The 24,346-nt window shown below is 41.3% G+C and carries 22 protein-coding genes, 1 tRNA gene, 1 pseudogene and 1 riboswitch; of the genes and pseudogenes, 11 read left to right on the top strand and 13 right to left on the bottom strand.

The window, feature by feature from the left end; translation table 11 throughout:
* Window positions 1-461: Rpn family recombination-promoting nuclease/putative transposase (locus LH47_RS03115; protein WP_043964709.1), on the bottom strand; the 461-nt coding region annotated here is incomplete at its 3' end.
* A gap of 333 nt (window positions 462-794) precedes the next feature.
* Here LH47_RS03115 and LH47_RS03110 point away from each other — a divergent pair.
* The gene (locus LH47_RS03110; protein ID WP_043964708.1) at window positions 795-1,523 is read left to right on the top strand and encodes a M48 family metallopeptidase; all 729 of its coding nucleotides are present in this window, start codon (window positions 795-797) and stop codon (window positions 1,521-1,523) included.
* Between the two features lie 42 nt (window positions 1,524-1,565).
* On the opposite strand, the gene LH47_RS03105 is transcribed toward LH47_RS03110, so the two are convergent.
* From LH47_RS03105 to LH47_RS03080, 6 genes are all read right to left on the bottom strand, one after another.
* The gene (locus tag LH47_RS03105) at window positions 1,566-4,520 is read right to left on the bottom strand and encodes a type I restriction endonuclease subunit R (protein ID WP_043964706.1); all 2,955 of its coding nucleotides are present in this window, start codon (window positions 4,518-4,520) and stop codon (window positions 1,566-1,568) included.
* A complete protein-coding gene (locus LH47_RS03100) occupies window positions 4,517-5,797 on the bottom strand; it encodes a restriction endonuclease subunit S (RefSeq protein WP_043964705.1) in 1,281 nt (426 codons plus the stop codon). The genes LH47_RS03105 and LH47_RS03100 overlap by 4 nt, the downstream gene beginning before the upstream one ends.
* A complete protein-coding gene (locus LH47_RS03095) occupies window positions 5,787-7,271 on the bottom strand; it encodes a type I restriction-modification system subunit M (protein WP_043964703.1) in 1,485 nt (494 codons plus the stop codon). Before LH47_RS03095 ends, LH47_RS03100 begins: the two co-directional genes overlap by 11 nt.
* Window positions 7,272-7,843: 572 nt before the next feature.
* Window positions 7,844-8,701, bottom strand: a complete 858-nt coding sequence (locus LH47_RS03090) for an Rpn family recombination-promoting nuclease/putative transposase (RefSeq protein WP_043964700.1) — start codon at window positions 8,699-8,701, stop codon at window positions 7,844-7,846.
* A gap of 161 nt (window positions 8,702-8,862) precedes the next feature.
* Window positions 8,863-8,935: transfer RNA gene (locus LH47_RS03085), tRNA-Val, on the bottom strand.
* Window positions 8,936-9,165: 230 nt separating this feature from the next.
* Window positions 9,166-9,504 (bottom strand): hypothetical protein, encoded by a 339-nt coding sequence (locus LH47_RS03080; protein ID WP_235341032.1) that lies wholly within the window; start codon window positions 9,502-9,504, stop codon window positions 9,166-9,168.
* Between the two features lie 116 nt (window positions 9,505-9,620).
* Here LH47_RS03080 and LH47_RS03075 point away from each other — a divergent pair, with 116 nt between their 5' ends.
* Both LH47_RS03075 and LH47_RS03070 read left to right on the top strand, forming a co-directional pair.
* The gene (locus LH47_RS03075) at window positions 9,621-10,157 is read left to right on the top strand and encodes an HD domain-containing protein (RefSeq protein ID WP_043964698.1); all 537 of its coding nucleotides are present in this window, start codon (window positions 9,621-9,623) and stop codon (window positions 10,155-10,157) included.
* A 144-nt stretch (window positions 10,158-10,301) separates the two neighbouring features.
* Window positions 10,302-12,254 (top strand): PhoX family protein, encoded by a 1,953-nt coding sequence (locus tag LH47_RS03070; protein ID WP_052585002.1) that lies wholly within the window; start codon window positions 10,302-10,304, stop codon window positions 12,252-12,254.
* A gap of 47 nt (window positions 12,255-12,301) precedes the next feature.
* Here LH47_RS03070 and metC read toward each other — a convergent pair whose 3' ends face one another.
* Entirely contained in the window at window positions 12,302-13,447 is a 1,146-nt protein-coding gene (gene metC / locus LH47_RS03065) for a cystathionine beta-lyase (RefSeq protein WP_043964696.1), read from the bottom strand.
* 2 nt (window positions 13,448-13,449) lie between these two features.
* Window positions 13,450-14,553 (bottom strand): methionine biosynthesis PLP-dependent protein, encoded by a 1,104-nt coding sequence (locus LH47_RS03060; RefSeq protein ID WP_003395300.1) that lies wholly within the window; start codon window positions 14,551-14,553, stop codon window positions 13,450-13,452.
* Window positions 14,554-14,625: 72 nt separating this feature from the next.
* Window positions 14,626-14,733, bottom strand: a riboswitch (SAM riboswitch).
* Between the two features lie 557 nt (window positions 14,734-15,290).
* Between LH47_RS03060 and LH47_RS03055 the strand changes: the two genes are divergently transcribed.
* A complete protein-coding gene (locus LH47_RS03055) occupies window positions 15,291-15,719 on the top strand; it encodes a DUF5626 family protein (protein WP_043964694.1) in 429 nt (142 codons plus the stop codon).
* A 416-nt stretch (window positions 15,720-16,135) separates the two neighbouring features.
* Here LH47_RS03055 and LH47_RS03050 read toward each other — a convergent pair whose 3' ends face one another.
* Window positions 16,136-16,615, bottom strand: coding sequence for a cupin domain-containing protein (locus LH47_RS03050; RefSeq protein WP_043964692.1), 480 nt, complete (start codon window positions 16,613-16,615; stop codon window positions 16,136-16,138).
* A gap of 120 nt (window positions 16,616-16,735) precedes the next feature.
* Between LH47_RS03050 and LH47_RS03045 the strand changes: the two genes are divergently transcribed.
* Window positions 16,736-17,500 carry a DODA-type extradiol aromatic ring-opening family dioxygenase gene (locus tag LH47_RS03045; protein WP_043964690.1) on the top strand — a complete coding sequence of 255 codons (765 nt, stop codon included), beginning with the start codon at window positions 16,736-16,738 and terminating at the stop codon, window positions 17,498-17,500.
* A 13-nt stretch (window positions 17,501-17,513) separates the two neighbouring features.
* Window positions 17,514-17,909 (top strand): large conductance mechanosensitive channel protein MscL, encoded by a 396-nt coding sequence (gene mscL / locus LH47_RS03040; protein WP_043964688.1) that lies wholly within the window; start codon window positions 17,514-17,516, stop codon window positions 17,907-17,909.
* A gap of 29 nt (window positions 17,910-17,938) precedes the next feature.
* On the opposite strand, the pseudogene LH47_RS03035 reads toward mscL, so the two are convergent.
* A pseudogene (locus LH47_RS03035) lies at window positions 17,939-18,795 on the bottom strand (Rpn family recombination-promoting nuclease/putative transposase).
* 120 nt (window positions 18,796-18,915) lie between these two features.
* Window positions 18,916-19,431 carry a phosphatidylglycerophosphatase A family protein gene (locus LH47_RS03030; protein WP_043964686.1) on the bottom strand — a complete coding sequence of 172 codons (516 nt, stop codon included), beginning with the start codon at window positions 19,429-19,431 and terminating at the stop codon, window positions 18,916-18,918.
* Window positions 19,432-19,533: 102 nt separating this feature from the next.
* On the opposite strand from LH47_RS03030, the gene LH47_RS03025 reads away from it, so the two are divergent.
* The 4 genes from LH47_RS03025 to LH47_RS03010 all read left to right on the top strand — a co-directional run bounded on the left by LH47_RS03025 (window position 19,534) and on the right by LH47_RS03010 (window position 21,980).
* A complete protein-coding gene (locus tag LH47_RS03025) occupies window positions 19,534-20,226 on the top strand; it encodes an alpha/beta hydrolase (protein ID WP_043964684.1) in 693 nt (230 codons plus the stop codon).
* A 60-nt stretch (window positions 20,227-20,286) separates the two neighbouring features.
* Window positions 20,287-20,799, top strand: coding sequence for a YjcG family protein (locus LH47_RS03020; protein ID WP_043964682.1), 513 nt, complete (start codon window positions 20,287-20,289; stop codon window positions 20,797-20,799).
* Between the two features lie 4 nt (window positions 20,800-20,803).
* Window positions 20,804-21,235, top strand: coding sequence for a GNAT family N-acetyltransferase (locus tag LH47_RS03015; protein WP_043964679.1), 432 nt, complete (start codon window positions 20,804-20,806; stop codon window positions 21,233-21,235).
* A gap of 67 nt (window positions 21,236-21,302) precedes the next feature.
* On the top strand, window positions 21,303-21,980 hold the full coding sequence (locus LH47_RS03010; protein ID WP_043964678.1) for a DUF421 domain-containing protein: 678 nt from the start codon (window positions 21,303-21,305) through the stop codon (window positions 21,978-21,980).
* On the opposite strand, the gene LH47_RS16410 is transcribed toward LH47_RS03010, so the two are convergent.
* Complete coding sequence (locus LH47_RS16410) at window positions 21,977-22,114, bottom strand: hypothetical protein (protein ID WP_167333765.1); 138 nt, start codon at window positions 22,112-22,114, stop codon at window positions 21,977-21,979. The genes LH47_RS03010 and LH47_RS16410 overlap by 4 nt on opposite strands.
* 109 nt (window positions 22,115-22,223) lie before the next feature.
* Between LH47_RS16410 and LH47_RS03005 the strand changes: the two genes are divergently transcribed.
* Entirely contained in the window at window positions 22,224-24,338 is a 2,115-nt protein-coding gene (locus LH47_RS03005) for an ATP-dependent helicase (RefSeq protein ID WP_043964676.1), read from the top strand.
* The last annotated feature ends 8 nt before the right edge of the window (window positions 24,339-24,346 follow it).

The following is a 24,346-nucleotide window of genomic DNA, read 5'->3' as shown; positions in this document are numbered from 1 at the left end:
AATTCAAGGTGATGGCTCCAAAGAAACTGTTCTTCGTCTTCACGAATGTGAAAAACGGTATGGAAGCGATCTGTTTCATGTGGGAAAAGGGGATAATTTAAGATGGCGATCATAATCGTTGGAGGGAGGATGTCGTACCGTTCTCCTTTCGATAGTGAAGATGAAAACAACCTTGCCCAGTAATACAATAGCCGTTCGGGCATACCGTATTGTGGGATGATTTGAATTTCAACGTGAATGCGCTCGCCGCGGTTTGTGCGAACGATGACATCTAACCGTCCAGTCTTACCGTCTTCTGTCTCTTTCGTTAGTTCGGTGTTTTCAAACTGTACGTCGATGATGCGATCATCTCCAGTCCGATGTAGCAACGCATTTAAAAACGCCATCGTGATTGACTTTCTACTTGGGTGGCCGAACAGTTGTTTAAACATAAAATCCATTTTTAAATCGAGGTATTGCATACAAATCATCCTTTCGTAAAATATAGGGGACAATTTGATTAAAATCGGGAAATAAGGGAAATGCAAAAGTGGAAAATTGAATTTTACGGAAAATTTTTATGACAAATGGGGTAAAAAAGTGGGAGGATGAACCGTTTTTTAGGTTGAAAATTTAATTTTTGAAGGGAGAGAGTGATTAAAAGATAAAATAAATTCCAACTGTTTAAATTCAGCCCACTTGATCATGTGACTGAATAGTTACCATTTTTCAAATTCATCGTTTACCGATTGACCTTTTGCTTTCCCAAAGTTAAAATGAAAGACAATTAAAGGAACGAAGGAGTCAGTATTTCTATGCCTAGCTTTCAATATGGCAAGACAACGATAGATTATGCAGTAGAGTATAAGCCAGAAAAGCGGGATGTGACGATATCGGTTGAATGGTTAGAGGGGGTAAAAGTCGTAGCCCCTGTGGGAATAGAGGATACACTTTTACATTCTATCCTCTATAAAAAAGCCCCATGGATTATTGATAAATGGCAGGCATTGAATCAAATTTCTGATTGCCCTGCTCCGAAAGAGTTTGTAAGCGGAGAGAAATTTGCTTATTTAGGGCGCAATTATCGATTAAAAGTATATAAAAGCGAGGAAGTTACAAAGCCGGTTCTTATGTTTAAACAAGGGAAATTTATTGCCACGGTGCCACCGCATTTAACAGAAGAAGAAAGAATCTCATTTTTTCAACAAGCGTTCAAAGATTGGTATATTCTATACGGAGAAATGAAACTACAAGAACGTTTAAAAATTTATTGCCCTAAAATGGGAGTAACCCCTACTAAAATTAAATTAAAAGAACAAAAAATGCGCTGGGGAACATGTACAAACGAAGGAGCCATATATTTAAACTGGAGAATTATGATGGCACCCGTGCCGATTATCGATTATTTGTTAGTACATGAATTAGCACATATTAAATATCCAAACCACTCCAATGATTTTTGGCATTTTGTTAAATCTGTGATGTCGGACTATGAACAAAGAAAAGAATGGTTGCGTGTAAATGGCCCAACGTTAACTTTATAAATGACGAAAGCCTCCCTAGATTGGTAGGAGGCTTTCATACGTTTATCGTTTATAATGAACCATCGCTAACGACATAATTTGTTGTGTGATGTTTTCTATCTGATCTTTAGGGATAACACTTGCCCGCAACTGCTTCTTAATTTTCTTCCGCATTTCCCGTTTTACATCTTCTTTGTTTACCCAATCAATGACTTGACTTTCCTCGGCAATCATGTCTGTTACAAGATGCGTCAACGCATCGATCGTATCTTTATGTTCTTCGTCTGGAAGAAGTTGTTGGAACAATTGATAGAATGGATATTGTTCCCGTGTAAAGCCGAGGTTTTGTGCTTGTTGATTGACGTTTCGCATATCATTGACCATGCTGCGTAGCTTTTCTACCAATTCAGCGATATCCATCATTTTTTTCCGTCTTGCTTCGATTAATTGTTCAAGTTTTTCCCTTAACGACGTGTAGTATACAGGGTTTTCTTCCAGCTTCACTTTAATTTCATGGCGAATCGCATGTTCCATTTCCGCCGCCTGTGCTTCTTTTGAAGGGGCTTTTTCCAACCGCTCATCAAACTTATTGGACAAAATATCAATTGGTTCATGGATGACTTCGACAGACTCAGCATATAAATGCTCTGCAATTAATTGTTTGACCTTCTCGCCACACTCGGAAATATCCATTTGTTCATCACGATATAACGTTTTTGCCATTTGCCGTACTTTCCCTAAAAACTTTAAGTCTTCTACATATGGAGAAGCTTCAGGGTTCGGTAAAATCATATCCATTCGTTTGGAAAACTCTTTAAACGCTTTTTCAAACTCATGACGCACATCTTCAGGCTCTAATACTTGAACGCACGCATCGGCATCGCTTCGGTTAATATAGTCGAAAAAGCTCATTGCTTTTCGATGGGCTTGTTTTAACTTTGGCAACTCGCTTTCAATCGGCAACAACGCTCCTTGAATATCTTGTTTAGAGAAAATCGCAAGGGCTTTCTCCAAGAATTTGGATACACCAAAGTAGTCTACAATGAGTCCATACGTTTTTCCTTCATATGTTCGATTTGTACGAGCAATGGCCTGAAGTAGGTTATGCTCTTTTAACGGTTTATCTAAGTACATCACTTGCTCGATTGGTGCGTCAAAGCCTGTGAGAAGCTTATCACAAACAATTAAAATCGCTAGTTTGTCTTCTTCAAACGGCTTTTTGAATCGTTCAATTAATTGTTTTTCTTCTTCACGAGAAAGGGAGTAGTCTTTTAATAATTCATTGTTTTTATCTTCGGGACTTGTTGAAATAATTAATGCTGTTTCATATTTTCCGTTAATGAGTTCATCTAGCTCTTGTTTATAAATCGCCGCCGCTTCACGGTTCACCGCCACCACTTGCGCTTTAAAACCGTTTGGTAAGATATAATTTTCAAAGTGTTCTACAATATCTAAAGCAATCTGCTTAATGCGGCTCGGAGCGGCTAAGATTGCTTCTTCATCTGCATATTTCTTTTTAATACGCTCACGGTCTTCTTCGCTATAGTCGCTAAATTTACGATCAAATAAGCGATCAAGTGAATCGCCTTGCAAATGAAGGTTGACCATTCGCGCTTCGTAGAAAATCGGAACGGTTGCCCCATCATCGACCGCTTGTTCAATCGTATATTTGTCAATATAAGAGCCAAACGTTCGTGTTGTACTTTTATCTTCTTTATCGATCGGTGTTCCTGTAAATCCAAGGTAACATGCATTCGGTAAGCCTTTCCGCATGTTCATCGCTAAACCTTTATATTGCGTACGGTGCGATTCGTCGACTAACACAAAAATATTTTCCGACCTTGAAAGTTCTGGATACTCGTCTTGATCCTTATCTGGTTGGAACTTTTGCACAAGCGTCATAATCGTAGATCCCGGACCTTGTTGTAATAACCTTTTCAAATCTTTGACGCTTTCCGCTTGTTGCGGATTCGGGAAACCGCATTTACGGAATGTTTTTGTAATTTGATCATCCAAGTCTTTACGGTCGGTGACAACGACAATCGTTGGGTTGTGCAACTCTTTCATTCTTCTAAGTTTTACAGCTAAATATAACATTGTTAACGATTTACCTGAACCTTGTGTATGCCAAATCACCCCGCCGCGATCTTTTGGTGTTTTTGCATGTAAAATGCGCTGAATCGCTTTATTGACAGCACGGAATTGTTGATAACGAGCAATCTTTTTAACGACCCGTCCACCATCTACTTCAAAGACAATGAAGTTTTGAATCAAGTCAAGCAAGTTTTCTTTCGCTAACATTCCTGCAACTAAAATATCTTGTTTCGTAGGTGAGTCACCAAGTTCAGGCACCGTTCTTGGATACGGATCTTTCCACTCGCCGTAGTGTTGCACTTTCGCACCAATCGTTCCCGCTTTCGCACGATAATTGCTTGTCGCAATCATAAACTGGTTATAGTAGAACAGTTGCTCATGAGTTTCTTGATAGCGTCGTAATTGATTGACCGCTTTCGAAATTTGCGTATCTTCTTGTAACGTTGGACTTTTACATTCGACAACGACTAAAGGCAATCCGTTCACAAAAATAACAACGTCAGGACGAATTGTGCCTCTTGCATCTTGAATACGGAACTGGTCAACAACAAGAAATTCATTGTTATAAGGGTTATCAAAATCAATGAGTTTAACCGTTTGATTCTTTTTCCCTTTTCCTAAATCTTGTTGAATCGAAATGTAGTTCACAAGCATTTCATGAAACTTTTCATTCGCTTGCATTAATCCTGTTGCTTCGATATGAGTTAGATTGTAAATCATGCGGGCAAGGTTATTGTCATCAATCCATGGATTTAACCGCTGAATCGCTTTCTTTAACCGTTCCTTCAAAATGACTTCACTTAATGAATCACGTTCAGACTCAAGAGCTGAGCCTGTGACATGCTCATAGCCCAACTCTTGAAGCTGATGAATCAAACGTTTTTCCACAAGATTTAATTCATTCCATTCACTTGCGGCGGTCACTGTAACATCACCTCATCATCGACTTTGACACGAACTTTGCCTGTGAGAAGGACTTGCATAAGACCTTTTTTGATTGTTTGAAGCTGATTCTTCCGTCTTTTTTCGTGATCAATCTTCTTATCATAATTGTATAAAATTTCACCTATTTTCTTTTGTTCATCATTAGGTGGTAAAGCAATCATTAACTCTTGTTCAAATACTTCTTTTGGAACACGCTGCCGACCTGTTGTTCCCGTCATTCTACTAATAGCGTAATTTCTTACTCTATCAGACTTAACAAAGTAATATAAGAATTTTGGATCAAGAATTTGCTTTAAAGGAGATAATACAATAAATTCTGTTGAACCAATTCCTACTTCAGACTCTAATTTTGGAACCAAAGCAGTTTTACCATTTTCCGTACAAGGAGTAATTCTCGCAAATAACACATCATTTTCTTTAAATCTCGAACCGCCACCTTTTCCAGCTTCTCTTTTTCCAAAATAAGATATATGAGGGGAGTTTTCATTAACTGCACCCATTTCTACGTAGGAACAAATAGTCCCTTTTTCAACTCGATAAGTAGGATTGATTACACATACTTCAGCTAATTGCTTTACTTCCCACTCTTCAGGAATCTCCCCAATCTCCGTCTTTTTAAACTTCGTATGTCCAATTCCTTTTGTGAGCAACTGTTGCATAAGCCCCTTTTTCACTTTCTCCGTTTGCTCGATGATGGCTTCGGTTTTCTCGATCGCTTCATCAACGGATGAGAGAATGGCTGCGATTTTGCGTTGTTCTTCTAATGGAGGGAGTGGTAAAAGAATATCAAAAAACTCATCCACCCCAACATTTAATAATCCATGACTTCTTCCGCCTTCTTTTGCTATTAAACGGACTTCCTCATTCCAGAGATTGCTATCGAAATAATATTTATAAAACAACGAATCAGTATTGTTTCCTGTTAACCGAAAACAAATATAGAGTGTAGAAACGATTCCTTGATCGTATCTTTCTAGCATTTTAATTGCACCGAATGGATAACCTTCTGAATAACTCTTATTATATGCAAAATCACCTTCTTGAAGGTAGTAATATCCACTTAGGTTTTTACTCGCTACACTTTTATTAAAAAACTCCTTTTGATTTACCAATCCAAATTTTGCAGATATTGTAAGAACATTATCTGTTCTATCTTTGTTCTTTTCGGTGATCCTAGTTGCTACATCTCGAAGTTTTTTTACCTTCCATGATTGAGGTAAAAAACCTAAAGGCGTTTTTTTATACTCACTCACCATACCCCAACTCCTTCAAATACCCGTACATCACCTTTTCGATTTCATCCCGTTCTTGTTCGAGTTGACGGAGTTGACGCAAGGCTTCTGCGACATCAATTTCCTCTTCTTCTTCGATTGTATCAATGTAACGTGCAATGTTTAAGTTATAGTCATTTTCTTTAATTTCCTGTAGCGTAACGACACGGCTATATTTCTCGACATCTTTCCATGCATCATATGTGCTAACGATTTTTTGAATATCTTCATCACGAAGAACATTTTGATTTTTTCCTTCTTGATAGTCCCGTGATGCATCAATAAAGAGAACTTTTCCCTTTTTATGTTCTTCTTTGTTTTTGTTGATGATGAGAATACATGCTGGAATACCTGTTCCGTAGAACAAGTTCGCTGGTAAACCGATAACCGCTTCAATTAAATCTTCTTCTAATATGCCTTGACGAATGTTCCCTTCCGCTCCGCCGCGGAAAAGAACGCCGTGCGGCATGACAACTCCCGCTTTTCCTTCATCATTAAGTGTGGCGATCATATGTTGAATAAACGCATAGTCTCCTGCGTTTTTTGGTGGTAAACCAAAGCGAAAACGGTTAAATGCGTCTGCTTCTGCTTCCTCACGTCCCCAGTTTTTTAAGCTAAACGGAGGATTAGCAATGACGCGATCATATAGTAGAAGCTCGCCGTTTTCGTCTAATAGTTTCGGTTCACGAATTGTATCGCCTTTTTTAATTTCATGGTCGCTTAAGCCATGAAGCAACAAATTCATTTTACAAATCGCCCATGTATTTAAGTTTTTCTCTTGTCCATGCAATGTAATGTTGCGCGGGTTGCCGCCTTTTTCTTTTATATAGTCAACCGATTGAATGAGCATTCCCCCAGACCCTGCGGTTGGATCGCATACACGCATGCCTTCTTCAGGCTTAATCAGTTTGACAATTAATTTAACGACTTGGCTTGGCGTATAGAACTCGCCGCCTTTTTTTCCTGCATCGTCAGCAAACTGCTTGATAAGATATTCGTAAGCACGACCAAGGATATCAGGTTCCGACAAGTTTTCGTTACGTAAGTCAATTTGTGAGAAATGCTGTACTAATTGAAGAATCGTTTTATCGGATAATTTTTCTTTATCGTTAAAATCAATATTTGCTAGTACCCCTTGTAGGGAAGGGTTTTCATCTTCTAATAATTCAAAGGCTTTATTAATGACCGCCCCCACGTCTTGGGAGTGGGATTGAATATAACTCCAACGTGCTTTTTCAGGTACGAAAAATTGATGTTCATCGCGATCATACCAACCGTAATCTTCTCCTTCTTCTTTTTCAATCCGCTCAGCGGTTTCGACAAACACATCATTTAATCGTTTTAAAAACAACATTCCAAAAATATAGTTTTTATAGTCAGAAGAATCAATGCTGCCACGCAATATATTCGCTGATTCCCATAAATGAGATTCAAGTTCTTGTAGCGTTAACTTGCTCATACTGTTGCCTCCGTCTTTTCTTGTTCTTTCATCTCTTACAACTTTAACTATAACAAAAATTCCTATTGTAAACTACTGTCATTTGAAAACATGCGAAACCCAGCTATGCTTCGATAGCTGGGCAGACGGTTGAAAATCACTATGGTGCTCATCACTACATTTCCAAGGAAAAACTAGCGAACCAATGTTTTTTTATATACTTGTTCAAGGAAATTTACCGTTTGTCAAGTGCATGTTTTGATGATGAACCAAAATTAAAAAATGAGACATTGTTGTTAATTACCTTAGCTATTTTCAATCCAATCCCTTCTTCACTATAAACGATAGTACTAATGACGCTCTTATTTAGAAGGATTGATGATTTTTAAATGTTTGTCAATGAAAATTTTTATTACCCTCATACTTATGGACACACGCACAACGACAACAAAATGAGAACATCTTAAGAAATATTCGTGATAATTTGCAACGTTAGAAGAAAGCGTGTTAAACGGCAAACGAACATCATATTGGCACCTACTCATTGTAAAACAAAAAACTGCCGTCGCCAAAAAGGTCGACGACAGTCCCCCCTACTCCAACAACCGCTCCACTTCTTCTTCCGAAAGGTCCGTGACGTTCGCAATGTCTTTTACACTCATCCCTTTTTTCGCCATCGTTTGTACAAGACGCTTCATTCCTTGCTTCACCCCTTCTTCTCTTCCTTTTTCTAACGCCTTTTGTTCATAAGAAATAATCAATTCCATCACTTGTTCTTTTTCTTTCGTCTCCATTTCATTCACCTCGCTTCGTAGTCTTCGTTCTTCTTCATCGGATAGTTTGATATATGTTTCAAAAAAACCAAACAGCAATCGTTGTTTCGCTTCGTCTAACTCCAACCGGACAAGCATACGTAAAAATTGTTTTTTCAGTTCTACTCGTTCACTTTCAGTATATCCCATTTTGCCTAACAATGCAGCGGCGATTGGATTGTCTTGACGAATGTAGTTTCGCCAGTTTTGTTTGCGCAATTCGACAGTAAAAAAACGAAAGTCAAGCACGTGGCCAAAAGGAAATTGGAGGGTAAATGTCGATGGTTCGTCGCGGATCGTATCGTAGCTAAATACAGCAATTGGTACAATGTTTTTACGGTACTTTTCAAACAAGCGGCTAAAATAAATAAACATCCGTTCAGGAAATGATGGTTGCACATAGCTTTGGTTTTCGATATGCACAATGACAAGCCCACCTTCGCCTTTTAACTTTGTTTCGACAAGCAAATCGACACGGTACTTTTCTCCTGCTGTCACATCGGTGAACAACTCCTCGGATAAAAACGACAAATGCTGAAAGTCGATATGCTCATGCATCGCCGGAAAAAAGAGAACGATAAATTCCTCAAAAAACGTTTGGATCAACTCTTTAAACAGACGATCGTGGTCAATGGACATATAGTCACCTCGCATACAATCGTTTCGATGTTTTTATTCGACAACATCGACGATTTTCCTGCATACAAAATGTGGAGGAACTCTCGAACATGCTCGGCAGTCAGGAGGAGAGGAGAAACAACATAAAACCCGAGCTCTTTCATCGAACTCGGGTTTTGCGATGATTCCGACTGGGCTCGAACCAGCGACCTCCACCCTGTCAAGGTGGCGCTCTCCCAGCTGAGCTACGGAATCGTATGTTGTTGTCCTATCGAACACATTTTTTATTATATCCACCACCTCTCACATTGTCAAATACTTTTTTAAAAAATTTTTTTAGCCATTGCCTAGGCAATGGCTAATGGCGGATAAAGTCGATATGGGTTGCTTGAAAGAGCCCGTCTTTATATTCGTATGAGACAATTAAACTGCCGATATATTCGCCCCTTTTTCTTTCTAACAATAAAACTGCCTTCAATTTTTGTTTATCGACAGCGTATTTTAAAAAGCGATTGAATGTTGTCTTTATCCCCTTCCCGCCTTCGCGATCGTGCGGAATGAGCGCGTGGACATACAACAATATCTTCTTTTCCATCTTCCGTGACGTCCATCGAATACAATTGCGGAAGTGCTTTCGGATCGTTTACATGTTCCCATTCCGGAAACGCATACGTCGCTTTCCCGACGTGAAGCGTAAAATGACGCACCCAATCTCCATCTTCTTTTCCACATAGCTGCACATTCGCTTCATCCAATTTTTTCGTACACACGTCCCCTTGAGCCGAAACGACCGTCATAACTGATAATAATAAGGATAAAAACATACGCACCCTCCATACTTTTTTCACTTAGTATGGAAGAAAAACAAAAAAATATGTATTGCCTTTCTTAAATAAGACATGGTATGATATTTAGAAAAACAAAAAAGGGGGTATAAACAATGAGACGTGTCACTTTAACTGACATCTTCCTTCACCCCATCACTCAAAAATATTTGAAACGTTCAGGCGTCGCACACGCCATCGCTACTGCATATCATGCGTATCGCCTTGCCCTGCAATATGGAGTAAATGTTGATTTAGCGACAAAAGCGGCGCTGCTTCACGATATCGGTCATTATGAATGGTACTCAAACGGAATATGGGACTATGAAACATATAAACAAAACGATATTCATGCGATTAAAGGAGCGGAGCGGGCGCATAAACTGCTTATTCGACTCGGTGAACATCCTCAACATGCCAAAGAAATCGCCCTCGCCATTTTGCTTCATACCGATTCATATCTTCCAGAAGGAGAGCTAAAACGAAAACCGCTTCAGACGATCGTTAAACTCGCCGATGAAGCAGATGAAGAACCGGGCGGCAAACATCATTATCGCCAAATCGATGACGAACTCGCTTTGAAAAAAATTCAACAACTCGATCGCATGGTCGAGCAACAGCTACAACGCGATGCCCTCGACCAAATTAGCTAAGGCTAGGCGATATGCCTAGCTTTTTTAACAAATTTTTTATAAAAATATAACAAAAAAATTAAAATTTTCATAAAAATAATTAACAATCTCCTAGTTAAATAGGATGTAGGATTTTCATCTTATTTGACAAGGAGGATTATAATCATGAAAAAGAAAGGAATTATTGCTGCCCTAGCGCTAGGAATGATGATACCAGCGCTACACCCAATCGAAGCTTCGCAGCAAAAAAAGGCAACAAAAGAAGTAAAAATCGAATCCATTTCCTTTACTCATTCAAAAGCGCCAACAACAATAGCAGAAATGACGAAACCATTTACTACATCATCCGTCATTGTAAAATATACAAACGGAAAGACAAAATCGTTCCCGCTTACATATAAACGACTTTTTAAATCGACAGATAAGTTCAAAATGTCGAACGGTAAAACGTTCTCGGCTGGTACACCGACAGACTATTTCAACAAACCAATTACAGACAAATCCGCAACCGGTAAATTGGTTCATTACGTATCTGATGCCCCAGACGCAAACAGTTTGCTTCGTCCAATGAAAAACGGCTCTTTGTATCTTATTTCACACTATGAGTACGACTCTTTAGATCGCGCTGGAAATCCATCGTGGCGACGCATCCCAGCATCAATGACCATTTCAAAATTGCAACAAACAAAAACAGGGGAACTAAAAGTTTCTACTGTAGATAAAATAAGCTTCTCTTCAACAAACGGGTTATGGGTGCCATGTGCTGGATCACTAACACCATGGAATACGCACTTAGGCTCTGAGGAATACGAACCGGATGCGCGTTCTTTCGAATTTGACACACCTGATCAACTTAGTCAATCAACAGCTCACGTAATGGACTTTGCTAAACTATACTTCGGTGATGAGAAAAAAGCGAATCCTTACTACTACGGCTTCATCCCTGAAGTGATCGTCAGTGCTGACGGGAAAACGCGTGTGGTAAAACATTACAGCACAGGACGTCGCTCAAACGAGATCATGGTCGTCATGCCTGATGAGCGTACAGCTTATTTTGGGGACGACGGCGAATATACAATGTTGTTTATGTATGTTGCTGACAAACCACGCGATTTATCATCTGGTACATTGTATGCAGCTAAATTTATACAAACAAGCGAAAAAAATGGCGGATCCGGAAAGTTGCAATGGATTAAACTCGGACATGCCACCGATAAAGAAATAAAACAAATGATTGATAGCGGCATAAAATTTAGCGATATTTTTGAGGTGTCTGACGAGCCGAAAGAAGGATTTGTTGCTGTTAAACAATATTCAGCGCAAAACTCAAACTATGGAAAAATCGAATATTTAAAACTGAAGCCAGGGATGGAAAAAGCGGCAGCATTTTTAGAATCGAGACGATATGGGGCAATGTTAGGTGCTACGAGCGAATTTAATAAAATGGAAGGCATAGCTGTAAATTCGAAAGATAAAAAAGTATACGTAGCAATCGCCGACATAAGCAAAGGAATGGAGAAAAATGCACAAGATCCAGTCGATCACATTCAGCTATCGAAAGTAAAAGCTGGGGCAGTATACGAGCTCAGTCTAACATCGAGCCAAAAAAGTATGACAGGTGAATCGATTAATAGTAAATATGTAGCCACTTCCATGCGCGCTATTATTGTCGGCGAAGATTTAAAACAACCAGATGCTTATGGTAATAAAGCAAATGTCAACAAAATTGCTGGTCCTGATAACTTAAGTTTCTCCAGCGACTATCGCACGTTATTTATCGGCGAAGACAGCGGACAACATATAAATAATTTCGTCTGGGCATACAACGTAGATACAAAAAAACTATCGCGCATTTTATCTGTTCCTGCTGGCGCTGAAGCAACTGGGCTTCAAGCTGTCGATTCGCGGAACGGATTTAGCTACATTATGAGCAATTTCCAGCATCCGGGTGACGAACTAGATAACTTTAAACCAACCGCCGTGAACATCGAAGACGTGAAAAAAAGAATCAATGCAACATATGGGATTAATCAAGCCGGTGTAGTTGGCTATATTTATGGATTGCCAAATATTCAAAAACTGCAAAAAGAGCTAAAGAAACAACAAAGTAAAAAATAAACCACGCAAGCATAGAGGGGTGCCCGATTTCGGTCACCCTTTCCACATTACTTTCCTACATATGATAACGCCTGTTCAAAATCAGCAATTAAATCATCGATCGCCTCGAGTCCGACGCTTATGCGCAACAAGCCGTCTGTAATACCGCGACGAAGTCGTTCCGCTTTCGGCATCGCCGCATGCGACATTTTCGCTGGGTACGATAAAATCGACTCGACCGCCCCGAGACTGACCGCAAACACAGGGATGCGTGCATGTTTCACAAACGTCCGCACCGCTTGTTCGTCTTCCAATTCAAACGACAACACCGCGCCAAACCCACGCGCTTGCTCGCGATGAATGGCATGCCCTTCATGAAAAGAAAGCCCAGGATAATATACGTGCGCGACTTTCGGATGACGATGGAGAAACTGCGCCAGCTGCAACGCCGAACGTGAAGCATAATCTAACCGAACGTGAAGCGTTTTTAACCCGCGCAACACGAGCCACGCATCTTGCACGCCAAGCACCGCACCGAACGAATATTGCAGTTTGCGCAGCTCTCTCGCCAAGCGCGCATCTTTTACAACCGCCAGCCCGGCTACAACGTCGCTATGGCCAGCTAAAAATTTCGTCGCGCTATGCAAAACGACATCGACGCCGAGATCAAGCGGACGCTGTAACACAGGGGTCGCAAACGTATTATCTAAAAACGTTAAACATCCGTGCGCTTTAGCGAGCTTCACAACACCGCGAATATCCGTAATTTTCAATAGCGGATTCGATGGCGTTTCCATATAAATGACTTTCGTGTTCGGGCGAATGTGGCGCGCTACCGCATCTAAATCAGTCATATCGACAAACGTATGCTCGATGCCAAATCGGCTCAATACATCGGTGAGGATGCGATACGTTCCACCATACACATCATCGGTAATTAATACGTGATCTCCTTTTGACAACAACAAAAATGCTGTTGAAATGGCAGCCATGCCGGAAGCGAACGCAAAACCGCTCACTCCACCTTCTAATTCCGCAATCGTCTCCTCCAACGCCTCGCGCGTCGGATTTCCCGAACGGCTATAATCGTATTTGCCAAACGTATCAAAGTCAAACTGATGAAACGTCGACGCATGATGAATCGGGACGCTCACCGCCCCTGTTTGTACATCGACCTGCCATTTATTGTGAACGAGTTGCGTTTGCAAATCCATTTTTACACCTCTTTCATGCGTTGAAACGCTTGTGTTAAATCGGCAATTAAATCATCCGCATGTTCAATGCCGACAGAAAAACGCAATAGGCGATTACACACCCCGTTTGCGATGCGAACATCCTCTGGAATATCCATATGCGTTTGCGTCGCTGGATACGTAATAAAACTTTCGACACCACCTAAACTTTCCGCAAATGTAATGAGCTTTAAACTTCGTAAAAAAGCATTCACCCACTTTTCATCGCGCACGCGAAACGACAACATTCCTCCTCTTCCCGGATACAATACGTCCGTCACATCTTCATGTTCGACTAAAAATTCATATATCGCCTTTGCGTTTTGTTCGTGCTGGCGCATGCGAAGCGCAAGCGTCTTCATGCCGCGAATTAACAGCCATGAATCAAACGGAGACAACACCGCACCGATGGCGTTATGATACATCGCCAGCTGTTCACACAATTGTTTTCCTTTGGCGACAATGAGCCCGGCTAGCACATCGTTATGTCCACCTAAATATTTTGTCGCGCTATGAACGACGATATCGGCTCCTTTTGTGAGCGGCTTTTGCAGTACAGGGGTGTAAAACGTATTATCGACGATAAGAAGCAGCCCATGTTGTTTCGCAAACGCCGCGACCGCTTCGATGTCCGCTTCTTGCATTAAAGGGTTCGTTGGCGTCTCTAAAAAAATCGCTTTTGTTTTTTCAGTCACATATGCCTTTACCGCATCAACATCGCGAAAATCGACGTATGTAAACGTCATGCCGCATTTGCGCCACCCTTTTTCAAACAAACGATACGTCCCGCCATATAAGTCGGCAGAAACGAGAAAATGATCGCCGCTTTCAAACAACGCAAACACCGTTTGAATCGCTGCCATACCTGAACTACAAGCGAAACCTTGATCTCCTTCTTCTAGCTGTGCAATCGCTTCTTCGACAATATGCCTTGTCGGGTTGCCGGTTCGAATGTAATCGTACCCTGTCGATTGTCCGATTCCTTCATGACGATACGCCGTTGAAAAATATACTGGCGGATTGACCGTCCCCGTCGCTGTCTCGCTTCGATTACCAATTTGTGCTAACCGTGTTTCGATATGACTCATTCGTTCTCTTCCTTTCTAAAAAAATAAAAGCCTTCAAAGAAGAAGGCTTTTTTGTCCATAGACAATCGCTTCTTCTTATCTTCCGAATTGAACGCCAATTCGCTGGATTTAGCACCTGACCGTTTTCGGCTGGTTGCTGAAGCTTCATCGGGCCAGTCCCTCCGCTTCTCTCGATAAGAACGCAAAACAATATCGAATTTTCTGATTTTTAATTAATGTACATCATTTACAACAAAATTGCAACTGTTTTCTTCACTAAAAGTTGTGCTTGATTTTTTCGCAACATGCCCCCCTCGCGCTTGTAAGGAAAAATCAGTGAGTCAATGATTTTTGCAAATCCTTGTCTAGGAGAGCATATCGCTTGTCAAGCACATGTTGTGATGATGAACCCCTTTTTTATATAAAAAACAACAGATAAGTCTTATCTGATATAACGGAACGCATACCTCCTTATATAGGAATATGACAAACCTTATTTTTTACAATAATGTGAATTATATAGAATTTTGGACTATAAATCATGTAAAATATATCTTAAATTATAATTACATAAATCATGTAAAATATATCTTAAATTATAATTACTAGGAGGTATTCCAATTAAAAAAATTCTTACTCTTACAATATTTCTGACTAATATTTTTGTATTCGGGTTTTACGAGTCTTTTTCATATGCATCAGAACTATCTGTTACAGAAGAAACAGAAAACGAAAAAGAGATTGTCGTTCAGTTCGATTTGTCTAATCAAGAAAAACACGAGATAAGTATCGTCGATGAATTTGGGAAAGAAATAACCTTTATCGTTGAGCCCTTTATTTTATCGGAAAGCATGAATTATGACAAAGTAAGTGTATTTTCGTATCAACATCTTTTTCCATATGGGAAGTCTACTTACCAAGTAAAAGCAACAACCCCTTATATGGGAATTAGTTATTTTATTGATGTTAACATTCCTAACAATATCGAACAATCTCAAATTATTAAAGCTTATTCCTATGATTATTGGATTATCGGAGGAACTCTGAATAACATTACTTTGAATCATACGGATAAAACAGCTAAGTTTTCTGCTGATGTATCATGGTTAGGAGGACTTGGTGGAGCAAATGTTTATGTTAAGGCAATTTTATCTGGGAATCTTCTTACTATAAGTACAAGAATGTAGGACGATTAATAAATATTCACTAGCTCTAAGAATGATTTTTATTATTTAATTGAAAACTAATTACTAAGGACGGAGAGCAATGGGATACTTTTCACTTGTAGCCATTATTATTTTTGCATTTTCACTATTTTTTCTTTTGAAATGTGCTTACCAGCTAAAAAAAAATAGCGATATACAAATTAAACAAAACGAACACATTATCCAATTACTAATAGAACAAAATCATAAAAAGAGATAATATCAATACTTCAAATTCTGCATTCAAATCGTTACAGTTTCCTATGAACAAAATACACAGATCCAATAGAACCGACAACACTGTGTCAATAGCTTTTCTGTTTTGAAGTTGAGTACTCAATCACATTTTTTGTAGTTTGGCAGTGAAAAAGGGGACAAAGATTGTCCCCAATTTTCTCTCATTCCGCCGCAAGAGCATCGGCTTTTGTCGGATGGACGGTACCCGCTGGATGTTGTGGCGGTGCATAGATGGAATACAATTTTAGCGGAACGTTTCCAATATTTATTACATTATGCCACGTTCCAGCAGGGACAAAAATAGCAGAGCCGTCGCCCACTCGTCGTTCAAACGTTAGCTCGTTTTTCTTTTTCCCCATCCGTACAATCCCTTCGCCTTGTTCAATACGTAAAAATTGATCCACGCCCGGATGAATTTCTAAACCAATATCCTCCCCAACACGCAAGCTCATTAACGTCGCTTGTAAATGCGAACCTGTCCATATCGTCGTACGAAACATATTGTTTCGTTTCGTCGCTTCTTCAATTTGAATGACAAACGGGTTCGGTCCGTAATCTTTCGCATATTCCCGCAGAAGCGGATAAGGCATGATCGGATATGGATACATTGGATACACGTAATGCGGATAGTAATAATACATGTTCTCACCTCTTTTTCATATTCATCGTCATGTTATGCACAACTGCCCGACCATGCGCCTCACATGCAAAAATCGACAAATCAGAAATATATATGGTACATTAAAAAAAGGAGGGAGATAATGAAAGCACCTGCTTTATTTCTCGCGCACGGATCACCGATGTTAGCGATTGAAGATAGCGCATATACATCGTTTTTAACAACGCTCGGAAAACAGATGCATCCAAAAGCTATCGTCGTCTTTACTGCACATTGGATGACACGCCAACCGACCGTTTCGTCGATCGCTGGAACGTATGAGATGATTTATGATTTTTCCGGTTTCCCACGTGAATTGTATGAAGTAACTTATGCTGCACAAGGTTCAGTCGAATGGGCAAAACGCGTCCAACATCATCTGAAGCACGTCTCCCCCATCGTCAATATCGACGAGAGGCGTGGACTTGACCACGGCTCATGGGTATTGTTAAGCCGACTATTTCCAAAAGCAAACGTTCCAATTATTCAGGCATCCGTTGTTCCTTCGTGGACACCAAAGCAATTGTTTCAACTCGGAGAGGCACTCCGCCCGTTGCGTGACGAAGGTGTCATGATACTCGGCAGCGGTGGCACAGTGCACAATTTAATGGCGCTTCGCTGGGATGAACAAACGAAAGCAGATTCTTGGGCTGTCGCCTTTGATGATTGGTTGCTTGCCCAGTCATCTGCCCATAGTGAAGATGTGTTTCACTATGAAGAAAAAGCCCCTTATGCTAAACAAGCCGTCCCGACTCAAGAACATTTAGCACCGTACTGGATTGCTTACGGAGCCGGCAATCGCTCGCCACATGTTTTATTCCGAGAATACGAGTACGGAAACTTAAGCCTTTTAGCTGTATCATTTTAATGGAGGGATTCCGATGTGGAACGAGTTTAAAAAATTCGCTATACGAGGCAACGTCATCGACTTAGCTGTCGGAGTGATTATTGGTGGGGCATTTGGAAAAATTGTTTCTTCCCTCGTCAATGACATTATTATGCCCCTTGTCGGTCTCATTTTAGGGGGAATTGATTTCAGCAAGTTATCTTGGAAAGTCGGAGAAGCAGAAGTGAAATATGGGGCTTTTATTCAAACTGTCGTTGACTTTTTTCTCATCGCCTTTTCCATTTTTATATTTATTCAGCTGTTAAACAACTTGCACGAACGAATGAAAAAACAAGAAGAGACGAAACAAACCGCACCAACGATTACAAAAGAACAACAACTGCTCACAGAAATTCGCGATTTATTGAAACAACAAAAAGAAACACCGTAGCTCCCAAAACTTTTTTGGGGGCTTCCCACTCATTCTTTCTCTACGAACTGCTTTACTTCTTCCGAAAGGTCCGTGACGTTTGCAATATCTTTTACGCTCATCCCTTTTTTCGCCATCGTTTGTACAAGACGCTTCATTCCCTGTTTTATTCCTTGCTCCACTCCTTCTTCTCTTCCTTTTTCCAACGCCTTTTGTTCATACGAAATAATTAACTCCATCACTTTGTCTTTTTCTTTCGTCTTCATTTCATTCACCTCGCTTCGTCGTCTTCGTTCTTCTTCATCTGATAGTTTCACATATGTTTCCAAAAAGCCAAACAGCAATCGTTGTTTCGCTTCATCTAATTCCAATCGGACAAGCATGCGTAAAAATTGTTTTTTCAGTTCTACCCGTTCGCTTTCAGTACATCCCATTTTGCTTAGCAGTGCCGCAGCGATTGGATTGTCTTGACGAATGTAGTTTCGCCCGTTTTGTTTACGAAGTTCCAAAGTGAAAAAACGAAAGTCAAGCACGTGACCAAATGGAAATTGGAGCGTAAATGCAGATTATCGTAGCTAAATACAGCAATTGGTACGATGAGTTTGCGGTACTTTTCTAACAAGCGGCTAAAATAAATAAACATCCGTTCAGAAAATGATGGTTGGACGTAGCTTTTGTTTCCCACATGCACGATCACAAGCCCATCTTCGCCTTTTCACTTCGTTTCGACAAGCAAATCGACACGGTACTTTTCTCCTGCTGTCACATCGTTGAACAGCTCCCCAGATAAAAACGGTACGTGGCGAAAATCGATATGCTCATGCATTGTCGGGAAAAAGAGAACAATAAATTCCTCAAAAAACGTTTGAATCAACTCTTTAAACAGACGATCGTGGTCAATGGACATACATTCACCTCGCATACAATCGTTTCGATGTTTTTATTCGACAACATCGACTACTTTCCTGCATGTAATGTTCACATCTCTTCAAAAAAGCCGTAAACCCATACGGATTTACGGCTTCTTTTACGCATTCAACGCAGCTTCTTCCTCGTCGCGCAAATTGTGGGCAAGGCGACCGGATGCGCTAGCGGCAACGCTGGCAACTAAGTCGTCTAAAAACGTATGCACGCCTTTGCCGAGCTTCGTGTCAAGCTGCTTAATGATCCCGACTTTATTTTTATCTAAATGACCAAACGTTGTTACCGCGATGCTTCCGTACCCGAGCACTGCGCCGAGCGCCAACGTTTCATCGACGCCAAACAGTCCTTCGTCCGTCTCGACAATCGTTTGTAGCGGCTCGGAAAGCATGCCTTGTTCGGCTAGTTTATCAAGCTCAATCCCAACTAAAATCGCATGTTGTACTTCGCGTTTTTGTAACACTTTTTCTACGCTTTCAATACATTCTGCCATCGTTAAATGTTTATTGTACGGACTTTGCATTTCATATACAATCTCAGCAATCGCTGGAATCGTCACCCCACGTTCCGTCAATAACTGCAACGTTCTTTCATACACTTCTTTGCTTGTGATACGCTTCATGCTTCATTCCCCCTCTCGTTCTCTCATTATATCACGCAGCGACAAAAAATGCCGAAATGTGATACGATAAGAAAGAACAACGTCGAAAAAGGATGGGAGAACATGCAGGAGCTAAAACTTCACAGCCAACATTTAGACGAGGAGCTATCGTTACCTGTATATTGCTCAAAACCTGTCACACCGCTTTATAAACATCTCGTCATCATCACACAAGATGGACAAGATTATTTTATGTTCGGAAAAATCGGACGCGTCATCGACGAGCTTGGCATACGTGCGGTCGTCATCGGCGTACCGTATCGCAACGTATCAGATCGCTATGAGAAATATCATCCGAACGGAAAAAAACGCGAAGCGTACATGCGCTTTCTTGCGAACGAACTTGCGCCGCTCGTTGATGAACAGTTTTCGACATATCAAATGGGGACAACGCGCATTCTCGTTGGCGATTCGCTCGCAGGCACTATTTCGCTTCTTACTGCGATGACATATCCACATACGTTTGGCAAAGTTGTCATGCAGTCGCCATATGTGAACGACGATGTGATGGCGCACGTGCAATCATTTACGGACTGGCATTTGCTTGCGCTTTATCATTCCGTCGGCAAACAAGAAACGGACGTAAAAACGACAGAAGGAATGGTGCGCAACTTTATTGGGCCGAATCGTGCGCTATGTACCGCCCTTCAAGCAAAACAAGCTCGCTATCACTATCACGAGTTTGACGGCGATCATTCGTGGACATACTGGCAACGAGATTTGCCGGCTGCATTAAAAAAAGTTATCGAAATGTAACAGTATTTTCCGAAAATTTGTTATAATATATAAGTATAATGACGAAAGGAGGAAGGTCGCATGAAATGTGGTATCGCGATTTTTCCATCAAAAAAAATTCAAGATTTTGCGAATTCGTATCGGAAACGGTACGACTCTAATTACGCCCTCATTCCGCCACATATTACGCTAAAATATGCGTTTGACGTGGAGGAAGACAAGCTCAATGAGCTCGTTCAACAGCTTCGCCGCGTCGCGCGCGAAACGGAGCCATTTACGATGCGCATCACGAAATTCAGTTCGTTTTATCCGGTCAACAACGTCATTTATTTAAAAGTGGAGAAAACAGAGCCGCTCGTTCAGCTACACGAAAAATTGCATCGTCCGCCGTTCGTCGAACAAACGGACTATGCGTTCGTACCGCACATTACAATCGCGCGCGATTTGTCAAACGACGAATATTCGGACGTATTCGGCCGCTTTAACATGCAGTCCGTCTACTTTGAAGAACAAGTCGACCGCTTCCATTTGTTATATCAACTCGAAAACGGATCGTGGTCGGCGTACGAAACATTTCATCTTGGAAAGGAATAACAACATGTACGTCAAACGAGGACAAGACGAAGCGCTTTGGCGCGATGCCCTTTTTGTTCGCCGCGCCGTCTTTATTGACGAACAAGGGGTATCGGAAGAAGAAGAAATTGACGCATTTGAACAACAATGTGTTCATTTCGTTGTATATGATGACGAAAAACCGATCGCCGCGGGTCGCTTCCGCACAATCGATGACGTCGGGAAAATCGAACGCATTTGCGTCCTTCCCGCATATCGCGGGCGCGGCATCGGAAAACTGATCATGGAAGCTATCGAACAATATGCTTCACAACACGTCAAAAAGGTGAAACTAAACGCCCAAACACATGCCGAACCGTTTTACAAACAGCTCGGCTACGAAACGGTATCGGACGTCTTTCTGGACGCGGGCATTCCACATGTGACGATGGTAAAAACGATACACATGCGATCATAACGGTCGCATGTTTTCTTTTACACTCGGCATAATAAACAAAAAAAGCTACATACGAAAGGATATCGTTATGAGCGAATTTAGACAAATCGCAATTGAATTAGTTGTCGGCTATATCGCTTTATTTATAATGGCAAAAATACTTGGGCGAACACAAATTACGCAAATTACACCGTTTGACTTCATTTCCGCCCTTGTTCTCGGGGAGCTTGTCGGCAACGGTTTATACGATTCAGAAGTCGGACTCTCGAAAGTATTGTTTGCGATTGGACTATGGGGACTGCTTATTTACACGACGGAGATGATTACACAAAAGAAAAAAGAACTTCGCGAGTTGTTAGAAGGAAAACCGGTCATTGTCATTTCGAAAGGAAAAATTTTGTATGAAGCGTTAAAACAAACGAAGCTTGACTTAAACCAACTGCAACATTTGCTGCGTGCGCGCAACGTCTTTTCCGTTCGTGAAGTGGAATACGCCATTTTAGAAACGGACGGCACGGTAAGCGTCATGAAAAAAGCCCCGTTCGAACAGCCGACGCGGCAAGACCAAAACATTTCTGCATGTGAAGCGACATTGCCTGTGACGGTCATTATCGACGGGGAAGTCATTTGGGACAATTTACAAGAAAACGGCTGGGACGAACAATGGTTAAAAAAACATATTCGCCACGCTGGTTTTGAAAACTATAACGATATTTTATACGCCGAATGGCAAGACGGAAAAGGCATGCACGTCCAAGCATATTAGCGTTTTTTCATTGAACGATCTTGAGGTCGTTTTTTCTTTTGTGACGTTTGTTCTTTTTTCTCATTTGTCGTTCGTTGTATATTTGTCACGCGGGGAACGATTAACGAATTCGGACGAATCGGTGGGATATGCATATAAGTCGCCTCCTTTTTTTATTTATTCGCCATCCATGAAAAAACTCCTTTTCTCTTATTGTATGATTTGTTAACATAGACGTTGACGTTAGACGAAGGAGTTTGACCGATGAATAAAGCACGATATAACGGCAAGCTATTTGATATTCATACGTTAGCGCGAGAAAAATATGAGCTCGTTTATGAACAAAGTTTACGAAACAAATGGACGTGTCCGATGTGCGGTGGAATCGTTCGCTTTCATTTAGCGATTGAGCATGCCCCGCACTTTTATCATGTTTCCGACCCTTGCATACGAGAAGAACGAAAACGAGCGAATATCATCGCCATTCAGCCAAAACAACCATTTCAAGCGAAAGAACAAAAACAAATGACCGTATGCGGCGTGTCGCTCGATGCCGACCAATATGAAGCCGTTCGGCGCATCGAAGGTCCACTTCTTGTGCTTGCGGGAGCTGGCAGCGGAAAGACGCGCACGTTAACGACGCGCGCAGCTGCAATGATCACAAATCATCACATCAAAGCGACAAACATGATGATCGTCACCTTTACGACAAAAGCCGCCAAAGAACTCGCTGAAAGACTTCATGCATACAACCTTGATGCGCTGCCGACAATCGGAACGTTCCATAGCTTATTTTATCGCATGTTACAACATGCCGATCCGTTTCGTTGGCGTCATGAGCGGCTCATTCGCGACTGGCAAAAAGAACGGATGATGAAAGAAATCGGTCGCGACATCGGCATTGATGAACGCGATTTTCCGTATGATGAAGCGATGCAGCGCATCTCGTATTGGAAAAATACGCTTACACCGCTCGATGATATCGCCATTGAAAACGAATGGGACGAGCGCGTCGTACAGTTGTACGTGCAATATGAAGAAAAAAAGCAGCAACACGATTTATTTGATTTTGATGATATGTTATATGCGTGCTATGACATGTTGCGAACGGATGAAAAGCGACTGAAACAATATCACGAACGGTTTCATTATTTTCTTATCGATGAATTTCAAGACATTAACAACGTGCAATATGAAACGATGAAACTGCTCGCCTCACATACGCACCACATTTGCGCCGTGGGCGATGACGACCAAGCCATTTATGCGTTTCGCGGCTCGGATTCATCGTTTATTCATCAATTTCAACGAGACTTTCCAAATACAACCATTGTGAAGCTAACAGAAAACTATCGTTCGCCACATCCGATCGTCTCGCTTGCCAACGATATCATCTCGAAAAGTCGCACGCGTATCCCGAAACAAATGAACGCCCAAACAGATAGCGTCCATATGCCGATCTGTTTTTTTCCGTACGATGAAGAAGAAGAAGCGACGATGATCGCATGCGACATTGTCGAGCGAATACAAAAAGGCGCAAAACCGAGCGATATAGCGATTTTATGTCGCACGAACGCTTCAGGGCGCGCCGTCTTTGAACGGCTTTCACAACTTCGTTTGCCTGTCACAACAGATGGCGACTCGTTTTACAATCGTCGCATCGTGCGCTACTTGTTAAGCTTTTTTCGCTTAAGCATCGATCCGAACGACGAACAGGCGCTTGCTGATGTTATCATCGTATTATTTTTAAAACAGACCGTCCTAAACGACTTAAAAGCGATCTCGATTTTACAAGACTGTTCGCTCGTTGAAGCGCTCGCCAAACTCGATCGTATCGCACCGTTTCAGCAACAAAAATTGCGCACGATCGTTCCGCTCTTTGCGAAATTAAAAGAAATGAAACCGTTTGAGGCGATCGACCTCATCGAAAAAGACATGGGCTTTGGCGACTTTTTAAAAAAGCGCGGCAACGAAGGAAATACAATTGAAAAAGGATCAGATGATGTGCGGGATGTAAAAGTCGTCGCGCGGAAATTTAAAACGATTCAAGCGTTTCTTTCTCACGTCGAGCGTGCAAAATCATATACAACGTGCGACGACGGCATTCAACTTATGACGATTCATCGCTCGAAAGGGTTAGAGTTTCCGATCGTATATATCATCGGAGCCGTAGACGGACTTTTGCCGCACGATTATGCGCTTGAGGCGTACCGAAACGGCGATGCCTCTCCGCTTGAAGAAGAGCGCCGCCTTCTTTACGTTGCCATCACGCGCGCCAAAGAGCGCCTCTTTATTTCCGTTCCGTCCATGCGCCGCTTAAAAAAAGCAAACGCCTCGCGCTTGCTTTCTTCTCAAACAAAAGCGAAAAGCCTCGTATAAGGCTTTTC

Source organism: Anoxybacillus thermarum (assembly GCF_000836725.1).
Taxonomy (GTDB): Bacteria; Bacillota; Bacilli; order Bacillales; family Anoxybacillaceae; genus Anoxybacillus; species Anoxybacillus thermarum.
Note: the sequence above shows the minus strand (reverse complement) of the source record. Positions and strands in the feature narration are given on the sequence as shown.